The organism is bacterium (assembly GCA_035419245.1).
Taxonomy (GTDB): domain Bacteria; phylum Zhuqueibacterota; class Zhuqueibacteria; order Residuimicrobiales; family Residuimicrobiaceae; genus JAKPUX01.
This window is the reverse complement of the sequence record DAOLSP010000001.1, coordinates 858,739-871,563: the sequence shown is the minus strand read 5'-3', so window position 1 is coordinate 871,563 and position 12,825 is coordinate 858,739. Positions and strand designations below refer to the sequence as shown.

The following is a 12,825-nucleotide window of genomic DNA, read 5'->3' as shown; positions in this document are numbered from 1 at the left end:
CAGCTTCCATTCCGCTTTTTTTAATGTCCCATTAATGGCCCCTTTGCGGGCAAAACTGGAGGAATTTGTCCCGTAATACCACGCGATAGGCGGGGTGATACCGTGCTGTGTAGCCCTCTGAGTGGTGAAGCGCTGGAAAACGCGCTGCGATCACCTTACGGGTAAATTCACGATAAAGAGCGACATCCCCGGGCATTCGCCCCTTCCGAATCAGGGCACCGACAACCTCCCAGTCGCTGCGCAAGGCCGTAGTGTCGGGGTGGGTAGCGCTCAGGCTTGCCAACATAGCATCAAGGAGCCTCTCTGGATCAAGACCGGAACGGATAAAAGGCCTCAGGTTGACGCGCACCATATGCCCGTCGGGCGAGCAAGGCTCCAGCAGTGGCTCATCGTCGCTCTCCGGGAGGTCAGCGATCTCTGCCAGCAGATACTCTCGGGCTGCCTCCCGAGAAGAGATAAGGTGGCCGATGCCGAATCGGCCCTGATAAAGGAGCTTGTAATAGTCCTGGATCTCCATTCCCGGCCGGCGCTGCAGGGCATCCAGGAGGAAGTGCTCCCGGGCAGCATCTTGCCGATCACATGCGAAGGGAAAAAGCACCATCGCCATCAGGCTCCATGCCAGGAGCTTCATTTCATTCTCCTTCTGAGTTGATGCGGCCCCGGCTCATGGCAACAGGCAAAGCAAAAAGAGCCCGGTCGATCCGGGCTCTTTTTGTTGCGCTGGCCGATCAGGCCAGGAACTTGTAGCTATCGACGAAGCGGATGTTCATCTTTTCGAGTTCATCCAGTACCGGTTCATAGATTTCGGGCACGATGGGAATATGAACACCGGTGAGGGTTATCTTGCCCTGGTTCATCAGTTTGACAGCGACCGCGGCGGGGAGGCTGACCGTGCGCGCCATCGAGGTATCGCCGTGAGGGATGCCGTAATCGACCAGCAGGCTGGTGATCGCCTCCTTCTTGCCGCCCGGGTACTCCGCGACGAACTCGTGCTGCAGCACAACCAGGTCGCGCTCGCCTGGACGATAGGCCATCTTTTTCTCCATCAAAGCGGTGAGGGCATCCAGAAGGGTTGGTGGATTGCTCGTCACCGGCTCCGTGCTGAAAAGACCCAGCCATTCGAAACGTTTGATCACCTCGTGAACCTCCGGTATCTCGAGATGGCGGGCCATGGCCGCCTTGACATTCTCCGGCTTGGCGCCAATCAGGGAGGCGGTCAGCTGTGCCCAGTTCCATTTGAGGATCTCCGGCCGTTCGCTGTCGTTGAGAAAACCGAGCAGCACGACCTTTTCGAGTGTTTCACACCAGCCGGGATTGCGGAAGGTGCCGCGGAAAATGGTTTTGGCCTCCTTGAGGCCATAGAGTTCCTGGTAAAGCATCGAATCGCGATTGGGATAGACCTCGAGCCAGCCGATGCCCTTGACGCTCTTGATCATAACAGTACGAAAGAGGTCGCGGTTCTCGATCACCATATCCTTTCCATCCCGGAGGAAATGGGCGGAGTTGCGGCCTGCCAGCAGCACGCCGCGCGGGCTCCATGAGAACTTGTAGCCCCAAGGATTGTCATTGGCTTCGGGCGCCGGCAGGCCACCGCAGACCGATTCAAAAGAGGTCACCCGTCCCCCCTTGTGCGCCACTTCATGGATCATCTTCATCGCCGACATATGATCGATGCCAGGATCAAGACCGATCTCATTCAGAAAAAGCAAACCCTGGTCCTTCGCCTGCTGGTCGAGAGCCCGCATTGCCGGACTTACATAGCTGGTGGTCACCAGATGGGTCTTGTTCTTGAGGCACATCTCGGCCACCTGCACATGATAGATCCAGGGCAGCAGGCTGATGGCCACATCGGCTTCCGCCACCAGACTTTCGAGTTTCTCCTTCTCCTGTACCGTCGCCGCCACCGCCTTGCCGCCGGGATGGCCTTCGATCAGCGCCTCGGCCTTGCTGACCGTGCGGCTGGCGATGATGACCTGCGTATCCGGCTGATCGAGCAGGTAACGGACCAGGGGACGAGAGACCAGACCAGCGCCCAGAACCAGAACTTTTTTCATACCTTTCTCCTTACGCTTTGTTTAGATGTTCCCGTAAATAACGGAACGCGGGTGACAACGCACCCTGATGGCAGAGGATCGCATTCTTGATCTCCGGCGGCAGCTTGAGAGCCTCCAGCGGCTGGGTATAGTCGGCCATACAAATGGCCGGCATGAAGGGCAGCAGGGACTCGCTGAAAGCCCGGGAGGCATCCCGGGGCACCTCGGCGGGCAAATTGTCAACCGCCAAAATCACCACGCCCTCCCCCTCAACCCCGTCGCGGATGGAGTCGGACCGGGGATCATAGACATACATCGGGTGATCCGGTGCGGTGGCTTTCTCGGTGCACTCGATTGAGCCGTTGATATCGCAGCTGATGTCGCCGACAACCTGCAGCTTGAGCGGTTCGCTCTGCGCCCAGCGCGTCTTAAGATAGTGCTTGGTGAGCAGCCGGGGATAACGATTGTCCCAGTAGATGCCGTTTACCAGGGCGCTGAGATGGGGCAAATGCGCCTCGAACTGCGAAAGGTACCCTTCCGGCCGCTCGAAATAATCATTCAGCTCGAAACTCTTGCCGGGGTCGATCGGCCGGACCATGTCGCGCTCGGCAAAAACCACCTTGTGAAACAGGCCATCATGGTTCGGGCTCAAGGCGCTGATCTCCTGCGGTTCGACTTCCTGATGGGGCAGAAGATCGAAGACCTCCTGGGCGCCCTTGGAAACGTGTCCATAACCGGAAAAACCGATGACCATCGGGCGGATGGCTTTGGGCAGACCAGTGGCGGCAATCTTGTTGCCGACCCGCTTGACCTCGGCCTTGGCCTCGGCGATGTCGCGGTATTGATAGGCCATGCGAATCTCCGTCAGGGGGGTATCGTAACCGATATGGCGGAGCCGGAGCCCAAGGGTGTGCAGGGTGTCGACCATGCCGGCCATGCCCGCGAAGCGGCCGAAAAAGACCAGACGGCGGCCGTTGGCATCCTTGATCAATTCATAATCGATCAGGGTGCAGCCGAGTTCCAGCAACCGCGCCAGCATCGGCATATTATAGGGCTGCCCCTTGATGGTATGGGAGAAGAAAAGATAGGTTTTTCGCGGCATCAGCCGTTCGATGGGAATCTCCTTGATGCCGAAGATGATGGCGCAGGGGGAGAGATCGTCCTGGATGCGGGCGCCGGCGCGCTCGTACTCCTCGTCGGAGAAGGCACGCGTCTGGAAGGGCTGACAGATAGCCTCAAGCGGGAGCGCCTCCCGCAGTCGGCTGAGATGTTCCGGTATGATGGCTGATCGGCGTTCCCAGATATTCTTGTCTTCGCGCCGGATCCCGATGCTTGTTTTCATTAGCCGCTCCATTCAGTTCGATCGTATGGCGGTCCAGGAAGCAGCAGGCCGGGGCGGTTCGCAATCCGTCCGGGTGCCTTGATGCAACCGTCCCCTATTCTAACAAAAATCGTCCAGAATGTCAATGGATTTTTGCCGTACGGGCCAAAATCCACTCTGTCAACGTCTCCAGTACCACCGGCGAAAGGGTCTCCTCGATCTGGCCGTACTCGGACGGCGCGCCGGTGGTGGCATTCTGAAAGAGATGGTTGAGGCCGGGAAACAGCCGAACCGTATAGTCACGGTTGCCGCCCGCCTGGAGGGCCCGCTCGATGGCCTGGAGGTTCTCGCGCGGCGGCACCTGAAGATCGAGGGCGCCGTTGATCGCCAGCACCGGACATTTCACCCTTTTCAGCGCCGGGACCGGATCGTAGGTTAGGAAATAGCGGAACCAGGGCGAGGTGATCTGGCGGATCTGTCCGTTAAAATAAAGATCCGCGGGTCCCATCGCCTTTTTTTCTTCCTCGCTCAATCCGGCGATTGCCGCCTCCAAGATCGGGCGCAGCTTTGCAGCCGCCAGCGAATCGTTTTTCTCCGTCTTCACGACCGCAAAGAGCTTCTCCTGGATCGTCCGCTCATTGGCGATGGCCGCTGCGCTTGCCCCGCTGGCCCGGGCGATCAGCTCACCCTGGCGGTAGAGAATCTCCTCGCCGGGCAGACCGGTGCCCGCCAGGAGGATGATCCAGGCGACATCCCGCGAGCGGTTTGCAGCCATGGGGGCGACGATGCCGCCCTCGCTGTGACCGATCAGGCCGATCTGCCGGGGCTGAACGAAGGGCAGCGACTTGAGGTAAGCGACCCCCGCCAGGGCATCACCGGTAAAGTCGGGCGTGGTCGCTGCAGCGAAGGATCCCTTCGACTTGCCCACACCACGGTCGTCCATGCGCAATACCGCGATACCATGACGGGTCAGATAGTCGGCAAGCACCAGAAAGGGGCGGTGGCCCATGAGGGCTTCATCACGATCCTGCGGGCCGGAGCCGGTGATCAGCACCGCGGCCGGGAAGGGCCCACCCGAAGCGGGACGCGTGAGGGTTCCGGCCAGGTCGATGCCCGCCGTAGTGTTGTGCACCGTCACCTCCTCGCTTCGGTAGGGCAGGGGCAGGGCGGGTTCCTGGGGACGCCGCATACTGACCTCGCCCCGTTTCAGATCAAGCGGAAAGCTCATCCCACCCTGCTTCCAAAACCCGGCGAAAACCAGACTGTCGCGATGAAAGCGCCCCTGATAGAGTCCATGGATCAGAGCCGATTCGATCCTCAAGGAATCCCTTTCAAAGGTCACTTTCGAGGTCGGGATATCCTTGGCTCCCTGATCGGGGCTGTCGAGCAGAGCGGTGAGCGTGCCGTCCGCACTCTGCGCGATCCGGAAAACCAGACGCAGCTCGCTGCCCATTACCTTGAGGGTTCCCTGCCATGCGCCGGTGATCCGGTCCGGCGGCGTGGGATGCTGATCTTCTGGCTGGGCCAGCAGGGCGCCGGCGCCGAGGAGCAGAACGGTCAGGCCGATGCCGATGATCTTGTCTATTCTAAACATGGTTTTCCTCCGGGATTATCGATGGTGTGCAATCGCCTTGCCCGCCAGCTGCCCGCAGGCGGCGTCAATATCGGTCCCCTTGCTCCAGCGCACCGAAACTGGGGCATGCAGGGGCGCCAGCCAAGCGGCAAAGCGCGCAACCTGTCCGTCATCGGGACGCCGGAAGCCGAAGCCAGAGAGGGCCGGGTTGTAGGGGATCAGGTTGACCTTGCAGGGCACCTCGGCCGCCAGCCGGCGCAGGGCCGCGGCATCTTCTTCACCGTCATTGAAATCGGCCAGGAGGACGTATTCAAATGTGGGGCGTCGGCGCGCTTTTTTGGCATAGTACTTGACGGCATTCAGCAGTTCGGGCAGCGGATGACGCCGGCCGATGGGGACGATCTGCCGTCGCTTTTCATCAATGGCCGAGTGCAGTGAAATGGCGAGCCGGAAGGGTTGCCCCTCATCGGCGTAGCGCAGGATAGCAGACGGGATTCCGACCGTGGAAATGACGATGTGGCGGTGGCCGATGGCGATACCTTCGGCGTCGTTGATCAAGGCTGCAGCGGCCATGGTGGCCTCGTAGTTGACCATCGGCTCGCCCATGCCCATGAAGACGATGTTCGTCGGCTGGGCGCCGATATCGCGTGCGGTTTGCAGCACCTGATCGACGATCTCGCCGATGGTCAGGCTGCGCCTGAAGCCGAGGGCACCTGTGGCGCAAAAGGTGCAGCCTAGGGCGCAGCCCACCTGCGAGGAGATGCACAGGGTCCGCCGCCCGGCCTCGGGGATGTAGACCGATTCAATCAGGGCGCCGTCGCCGAGGCGGAAGAGATATTTGACCGAACTGCTCGCCGATGAGACCGCCTTTTGCTCCAGGGTCATCCAGCCCAGCTCCGCCACTTGCGCCAGTTTCAGGCGGGTGGCCTTGGCCAGATCGCTCATTTCCGCAAAATCGGCCTTCCCTTTGGCATAGATCCAGCTGAAGAGCTGCCTGCCGCGGAAGGGTTTCTCCCCGATCGATTGCGCATAGGCTTCCAGATCGGAGCGGTTCATGCCGACAAGGTTGGTTTTCATCGTCTCCCAGCAGCGCTTATTCATATCGACCGGCCTTATTTCCGCCCTTAAATTAATCCATCTTGAGCAATTTTCCAATCTTTTCCGCAATCTGGAACAACAATCCGTATAGGCCGGTTATAAAAGGACGATCGCCGCGGTTGATTTTTGCCGCGGATTTGCGTAAGTTGTGCTGGATAATAAAACTTTTCCCGGAGGCGGCATGGAAGTGCGTGGTGCCCACGATCTGGATGCGGTGCAACAGCTCAATCAAGCCTACCAGGCTATCAAGAACGAAATCGGCAAGATCATCATCGGCCAGCACCAGGTGATCGACGAACTGCTCATCTCGCTGCTGGCCCGCGGACACGCCCTGCTGGTGGGCGTTCCCGGCCTGGCCAAGACCCTGCTGATCAGCACGCTGGCGCGCGTCCTGGACCTCGAATTCAAGCGCATCCAGTTCACCCCGGATTTGATGCCCTCCGACATCACCGGCACCGAAGTGATCGAGGAGGAACCGGGCAGCGGCCGCAAGGCTTTTAAATATGCCAAGGGCCCGATTTTCGCCAACATCATCCTCGCCGACGAGATCAACCGCACACCGCCCAAGACCCAGTCGGCCTTGCTCCAGGCGATGCAGGAGCATGAAGTGTCCGCCGCCGGAGTCACCTACAAACTCGACGAGCCCTTTTTCGTCCTCGCCACTCAGAATCCGATCGAACAGGAAGGCACCTACCCCCTGCCCGAGGCCCAGCTCGACCGTTTCATGTTCAACCTTTGGGTGGATTACCCTCAAGAAGAGGAGGAGGAGCAGATCGTGCGGGCCACGACCAGTGCCTATCAGGCCGATCTCCGGGTGGTTCTCAAGGCCGCCGACATCATCGCCCTCCAGGATCTGGTGCGCCGGGTGCCGGTAGCAGAAAACGTCATCCACTACGCCGTGCGCCTGGCCCGCAGTACCCGGCCGGGCTCCGCGCATGCACCGGCTTTCATCCGCGAGTGGATCACCTGGGGCGCCGGCCCGCGCGCCTCGCAATACCTGATCCTCGGCGCCAAGACCCGCGCTATCCTCCACGGCCGCCCCACCCCCGATATCGCCGACGTGCGCGCTCTCGCCAAACCGGTGTTACGTCACCGCCTCGTCGCCAATTTCAACGCCGAGGCGGAGGGGGTCACCACCAGCCAGATCATCGACCGCCTGATCGCGGAGCAGGAGAGGTAGGTCATGGCCGCCGCCGCGCCGAACTACCGGCAGTTCCTCGAGCCCGCGACTGTATCCAAGCTGCACAATCTCAACCTCGTCGCTCGCCTGGTGGTCGAGGGCTTTATCACCGGACTGCACCGCAGCCCTTACCATGGCTTCAGCGTCGAATTTGCCGAACACCGCCCCTACATGCCTGGGGACGACATCCGCCACATCGACTGGAAGGTCTACGCCAAGACCCACCGCTACTACCTCAAGGAGTACGAGGAGGAGACCAATCTCAAGGCCTGGCTCTTGCTCGACGCGTCAGCCTCCATGGGCTACGGCTCGGGGGCGGTCACCAAACTGCAATATGCCACCTTCCTGGCGGCTGCCCTGGCCTACCTGATGATTGGCCAGCGCGACGCAGTCGGTCTGGTCACCTTCGATAAAACGATCCGCCGCTACCTGCCGCCGCGCTCGATCTCCAGTTACCTGAGCCTGCTGCTGCAAGAGATGCAAAACACCACCCCTTCGGCCATCACCGATGTCGCCCAAACACTGCACCAGATGGCCGAGCGCATTCATCGCCGCGGGCTGATCATGCTCTTCTCAGACCTGCTCGATGAACCCCAGCGGATTATCTCCGGCCTCAAACATTTCCGCCACAATCACCACGAGGTCATCGTCTTTCACCTCCTCGACCCGCTGGAACGCTCTTTCGATTTCAGCGAGGAGGGCCTCTTTATCGATATCGAAAACGGCGACACCATGACGACGCAGCCCTGGCATATCCGCGGCGACTACCGCCGCCTGATGGCCGGGCACATCGAGACGCTGCGGCGCCAGTGCCGTGAGAACCGCATTGATTATGTCTTGATGGATACAGGGGTCTCGTTCGAGGGGGCGCTGCTGCAATATCTCAGCAAACGCCAGCGGATCGGCGGTTGAGTTCTGCCCGAGAGGGGATAAAAAAAGCCCGGAAAACCGGGCTTTTAAAAAACAAACGGATTCAGCGGAACATCGCCTTGATACTGCCCCAGGTCTGCCGGGCGGAGGAAATCTGCGGCGTCAGGCGCAGGACCTTGTCGTAGTCGGTGGTGGAGCCATCGTCGTTGACCATGCGCAGCTTGTAATAGAATTCGTGGTTGTTTTCCTTGAAGACACTCTTATCGAGATAGGAATAGGTTTTCTCGCCGCTCTCCAGTTTTTTTGCATCGATGACAGCGATGCTCTCGAAATCATGGTTGTCCAGGGAACGTAACAGCTGATAGCTGCGGAGATTGTTCTCGGCAGCGACGATCCATTTGATCTCAACCTGATTGTAACCCGCTTCGCCCTGAAACGAGGAGATAATGGCCCCGCCGAACAGCAGCGTATTGAGCAAGATCAGAGCAATAACGGTGAGCGCTACGGCAAGTCGCAACATACCCCTGTCCTGAATGTGAGAGTGCGGAAAGATCTCAATAATAATATAATAAGTTTTCGGTCAAAGTCAATTCTTTTCTGCGTTTTGGCCATTTTGGCGGCGCGGACGCCAAATAATCACCGATCGGAGAAATCATATCTTGACAAAGTGGCTCGCTTTCCTTATATTAGCCCGATAGGCCCGCAGAAGCCAAGTTCGGAAACTCGGGGGGTGAAGATTGGCAGGGACAGGGATGCTTTTTCAGATCGCGAACGTCGAGGACTCCCTCGACCGCTATTTACGCGAAATCAACGAGATTCCCCTCCTCACCGCCGGTGAAGAGATCGAACTGGCAGGCCGCATCCGCTCTGGTGATCAGGAAGCGTTGGAGCTCCTCACCAAGTCCAATCTCCGATTCGTCGTCAGCGTCGCTAAACAGTATCAGAACCAGGGCCTCTCCCTCGGCGATCTCATCAATGAAGGCAATCTCGGCCTGCTCAAAGCGGCTACGCGCTTCGACGAAAGCCGCGGCTTCAAGTTCATCTCCTATGCCGTATGGTGGATCCGCCAGTCTATCCTTCAGGCTCTCGCCGAACAGTCCCGCATCGTCCGCATACCGCTTAACCGGATCGGCGCCCTCAACAAGATCGAAAAGCTCTTCTCCTCGCTCGAACAGGAATACGAACGCGAGCCCACCAACGAAGAGCTGGCCGAAGAGATGGACATGAGCCCCGCCGACATCTCCGACCTGATGAGCAACACCAGCAAACAACTCTCCCTCGATGCCCCGATCGATGAAGAGGAGGAGAACAAGCTGATGGACGTCATCGAGGACTATGAGATGCCCGCGCCCGATTCGCAACTTCAGGCGGAATCCCTGCGCATCGAGATCGAGCGCGCCCTCGCCTCCCTCGACAGCCGCGAAGCCGAGGTCATCCGCCTCTATTTCGGCCTCGGCATGGAACACCCCCTCACCCTCGAGGAGATCGGCCAGCGCTTCGTCCTCACCCGCGAACGCGTCCGGCAGATCAAGGAAAAAGCCCTCCGCCGCCTGCGTCATAACTCCCGCAGCAACCTTCTGCGTAAATATTTGGGCTGAAAATCTCCATATTTATCATAGAGTTAAAAATTAGAAGGCAATTTTTACTTGACTATTTTCTTTCGGATTAGTACATTGATTCATTACCCTCCATCTCTATCCCCGTTCAGTAGATCAGGTTTTAGGCATCTAAGGACAGGAGAATCTATCATTTAACTCAAAGGAAATAGAAATGAGCAACAAACAATTGAAGCTTCTCTATTTCTCTTTGGGGGGTACAGAACTTAAGGAAATTAGTCTAGGCTGGAAAAAAATCGTCGGAATCATTGCGTTAGGTATCGCCACGATCGTGCTGGTGGTTGTGGTCAGTGCCAGTCTGATCAATCTGCTCTACAGCGATTATCAGATGGCCAGCCTCAGCCGCAGTAACAGCCGCTTGCAGTCTCTGCTTGCGGACATGAACAAACAGGTCCGCACGCTCGAAGCCAAACTGCAATCCGTAGAAAAACAGGATGATGATCTGCGCGTTTTTGTCGACCTGCCCGCCATCAACAGCGATATCAAGAAGATGGGGGTTGGTGGAAATATCAACGCTGCGGCCATCGACCTGACCTATGGAGCCGGCAACGTGAACCAGCAGGCCTTCCAGATGAAGACCCTGCTGGACAACCTCTCGCAACGTGCGGAATTGGCCGTGGAGAGCCGCCAGGAGATCATGAAAGAGTATTACAATAACCTGCGGCGCTTGAAACAAACCCCATCCATAAGGCCTTTGGGCGGTGGCAGAGTAACGGATAAATTCGGGTACCGGCTCGATCCCTTTATCGACCGGTTCAAACATCACGAAGGTGTCGATTTTTCTGCCCCCCGCGGCACCGAAGTGTACGCCAGCGCCGATGGCAAAGTGGTTGAAGTGGTCACCAGCTACCGGCCCAATCATGACTACGGCAAATATTTGCTGATCGATCATGGTTATGGGCGCTTCACCCGCTATGCCCATCTCGAATCCATCTTGGTAAAGCCCGGCCAGACCGTCAGCCGCTATACCTTGATTGGCCGCGTTGGCGACACCGGACGCTCTACCGGTCCCCACCTCCATTACGAGGTGATCGTGAATGGCAAGCCCGTGGATCCTTTCCAGTACATCATGGACTAGTCCCGAGAGTTCACTGCAAAGCCTGTCGATCGGACAGGCTTTTTTTTTGCCCGGAGCCATATGACCCCTTCTCTTCCTGCGCCGATCCGCTTGGCGGCGGCTCTCCTCCTCCTCTTAGGCCCGCGGTTGCTCTTCTCGAGCCAGCCCGATGCGGCCGTGCTGCGCCAGGGCATTGAATGGGGGGTGATCCATGAGTATGACCGGGCGCTCGACCTCTTCGACCGCGTCATCCGCGACTATCCCGGCCGACCGGAAGGCCCCTTTTATCGCGCCGCTATCTGCCAATCGATGATGCTCGATTTTGAATCGGGCGAATGGCGCGACGCTTTTTATCAAGGCATCGATACCACCATCGCTCTGGCCAAACGGCTGCTGCGCTCGCAACCCCGCGATCCGGACGCCCAATTCTATGCGGGCGCCGCATATGCCTACAAGAGCGCCCAGCTCAGCCGCGAGGGGAAATATTGGCCCGCCTATCGCGCCATCCAGTCGGCCCTCGATTACCTGGAGCCCCTCCTCCGCCAGGACAGCACCTACTGCGATGCCCGCCTCGGTATCGGCACCTGGCAGTACTGGCGCAGCCGCGTAACCTTCCATTTTTCCTGGCTGCCCTTCTTTCCGGACCGCCGCCGTGAGGGTATCGCCAATATCCTGCGCGCCAGTGAATGCACCCGTTTCTCCCCCGCCTCCGCCTGGTCCAACCTCACCTGGATTTACCTTCGCGAGAAGCAATATGACCATGCCATCGCCTTTGCTCGCCTCGGGCTGGCACGCTACCCCTCAAGCCGTTTTTTCCTGTGGCCGCTCGCCGAAGCCCAGTTTCTCAAGACGGATTGGGCCGCCGCTCTCGAGAGCTATACCGCCCTATTACACGTAACCCGCCGCGCCGCGCATAACAACGGCTACAACGAGCTGGTCATCCTCTGGAAAATCGCCCAGTGCTGTGATGCCCTCGGTGAAAAACAGAGGGCCGCCACCTGGTACCGGCAGGTTCTGGCGTGCCCGGTCGCGATGGAGGTCGCCGGACGCGCGCAGGACAAGAAAGAGAAGGCCAGCGAGTGGCTGAAACGGGAGGGGGAGACGGCGCTGGAGGCAGACCAGCCCTGAACTGAATGAGCCGTGTGGTTCGGGCAAGCGGAAGGCAGCGCGTGGGTGTTCATACACCGGAAGAATGCCGGGATCGGCGCCACCAAAGCATCGCTTCCGCCGCCGCCATCAGCCCCAGCCAGAGCGGAATCCACGAGACCGTCGTCTCGGGCCAGAACCAGCCCAGCTCGAAGCTCCGCCAGGAAAAAGGGAAAAACCAGTAGTAGCCGGCGCCGAGATGGCTCTGCATCAAGTCGAGGACGAAGTGGAGGAGTATCCCGGCGCTGATTGCGATACGGGCGGCGCAGCGCAGCGCCGGCGCCATGAATTCGGCGAGCAGCAGAGCGCAAAGGAGGGCGAACAGAGGGGTATGCAGGGCGACCGTATAGCCCTGCCAGCGGGGTTGAAGAATATAAATGGGGCGGGAGATGATGTCGGGCAGAATGGCGCCGACGAAGAAAAAAAGCCGTACCTTGCGCCAGCGCTCGGGCCGTGCCAGCAGCCAGGCCGCGAAGGTATGGGTCACCAGGTCTGGCATGACTTCCGTTCCTCCCAGCATAGTGTGCTGAATCTGAAACGGTAGGCGGCAAGCCAAAATCCGGCGAGGATGAGCGGCGGCAAGGCCGACCAGAGAATTTTGGCGCGGCGGCCTTTGGCGGGATGCAGCTGCTCCAAGTCGAGCCGGGCGGGAGCGCGAAAGATACCCACAAGACTGAGATAATCACCCGGTTGCGCCGTACCAGGCGGCCCTAAAACCGTACAGAGTCGGCCCATCTGCCGAACCCACAAACTGTCCGGCCAGATCCGCACCACCGTCACCTCCGTGGCAAGAATGATGCGCCGGCCGTCGTATCGCGCCGGATCGTTCAAGCAGTCCTGCAGGGTGACCGCCGGATTGTCCGCCTTTCCATACCAGGTCATTCCGGCCATCGCCAGCAGCAGCAACACCATGCGAAACCGGCGCCGCACA

General features: G+C 59.2%; 13 protein-coding genes. 5 read left to right on the top strand and 8 right to left on the bottom strand.

Features of this window, described 5'->3' with window-relative positions; translation table 11 throughout:
* Nucleotides 1-31: 31 nt before the first annotated feature.
* The 5 genes from PLH32_03500 to rlmN form a co-directional block, all read right to left on the bottom strand.
* Nucleotides 32-631, bottom strand: a complete 600-nt coding sequence (locus tag PLH32_03500; protein HQJ63654.1) for a hypothetical protein — start codon at nucleotides 629-631, stop codon at nucleotides 32-34.
* Between the two features lie 97 nt (nucleotides 632-728).
* Nucleotides 729-2,054, bottom strand: coding sequence for a saccharopine dehydrogenase C-terminal domain-containing protein (locus PLH32_03495; protein HQJ63653.1), 1,326 nt, complete (start codon nucleotides 2,052-2,054; stop codon nucleotides 729-731).
* A gap of 10 nt (nucleotides 2,055-2,064) precedes the next feature.
* On the bottom strand, nucleotides 2,065-3,375 hold the full coding sequence (locus PLH32_03490) for a bifunctional lysine ketoglutarate reductase /saccharopine dehydrogenase family protein (protein HQJ63652.1): 1,311 nt from the start codon (nucleotides 3,373-3,375) through the stop codon (nucleotides 2,065-2,067).
* Between the two features lie 121 nt (nucleotides 3,376-3,496).
* Complete coding sequence (locus tag PLH32_03485; protein HQJ63651.1) at nucleotides 3,497-4,948, bottom strand: alpha/beta fold hydrolase; 1,452 nt, start codon at nucleotides 4,946-4,948, stop codon at nucleotides 3,497-3,499.
* Between the two features lie 15 nt (nucleotides 4,949-4,963).
* The gene (gene rlmN / locus PLH32_03480) at nucleotides 4,964-6,004 is read right to left on the bottom strand and encodes a 23S rRNA (adenine(2503)-C(2))-methyltransferase RlmN (GenBank protein ID HQJ63650.1); all 1,041 of its coding nucleotides are present in this window, start codon (nucleotides 6,002-6,004) and stop codon (nucleotides 4,964-4,966) included.
* Between the two features lie 202 nt (nucleotides 6,005-6,206).
* Between rlmN and PLH32_03475 the strand changes: the two genes are divergently transcribed.
* A complete protein-coding gene (locus tag PLH32_03475) occupies nucleotides 6,207-7,205 on the top strand; it encodes an AAA family ATPase (GenBank protein HQJ63649.1) in 999 nt (332 codons plus the stop codon).
* 3 nt (nucleotides 7,206-7,208) lie between these two features.
* The gene (locus PLH32_03470; protein ID HQJ63648.1) at nucleotides 7,209-8,117 is read left to right on the top strand and encodes a DUF58 domain-containing protein; all 909 of its coding nucleotides are present in this window, start codon (nucleotides 7,209-7,211) and stop codon (nucleotides 8,115-8,117) included.
* A gap of 61 nt (nucleotides 8,118-8,178) precedes the next feature.
* On the opposite strand, the gene PLH32_03465 is transcribed toward PLH32_03470, so the two are convergent.
* Nucleotides 8,179-8,595: a hypothetical protein gene (locus PLH32_03465; protein ID HQJ63647.1), complete on the bottom strand. Its 417-nt coding sequence runs from the start codon at nucleotides 8,593-8,595 to the stop codon at nucleotides 8,179-8,181.
* A gap of 232 nt (nucleotides 8,596-8,827) precedes the next feature.
* Between PLH32_03465 and PLH32_03460 the strand changes: the two genes are divergently transcribed.
* The 3 genes from PLH32_03460 (at nucleotide 8,828) to PLH32_03450 (ending at nucleotide 11,876) form a co-directional block, all read left to right on the top strand.
* A complete protein-coding gene (locus tag PLH32_03460; protein ID HQJ63646.1) occupies nucleotides 8,828-9,673 on the top strand; it encodes an RNA polymerase sigma factor RpoD/SigA in 846 nt (281 codons plus the stop codon).
* Nucleotides 9,674-9,845: 172 nt separating this feature from the next.
* Entirely contained in the window at nucleotides 9,846-10,769 is a 924-nt protein-coding gene (locus tag PLH32_03455; GenBank protein ID HQJ63645.1) for a M23 family metallopeptidase, read from the top strand.
* Nucleotides 10,770-10,829: 60 nt separating this feature from the next.
* Entirely contained in the window at nucleotides 10,830-11,876 is a 1,047-nt protein-coding gene (locus tag PLH32_03450) for a hypothetical protein (protein ID HQJ63644.1), read from the top strand.
* 49 nt (nucleotides 11,877-11,925) lie between these two features.
* Here the strand turns inward: PLH32_03450 and PLH32_03445 are convergent, their stop codons facing one another.
* A complete protein-coding gene (locus tag PLH32_03445; protein HQJ63643.1) occupies nucleotides 11,926-12,393 on the bottom strand; it encodes a metal-dependent hydrolase in 468 nt (155 codons plus the stop codon).
* Nucleotides 12,378-12,824, bottom strand: coding sequence for a hypothetical protein (locus PLH32_03440; protein ID HQJ63642.1), 447 nt, complete (start codon nucleotides 12,822-12,824; stop codon nucleotides 12,378-12,380). The genes PLH32_03445 and PLH32_03440 overlap by 16 nt, the downstream gene beginning before the upstream one ends.
* Nucleotide 12,825 lies beyond the last annotated feature (1 nt).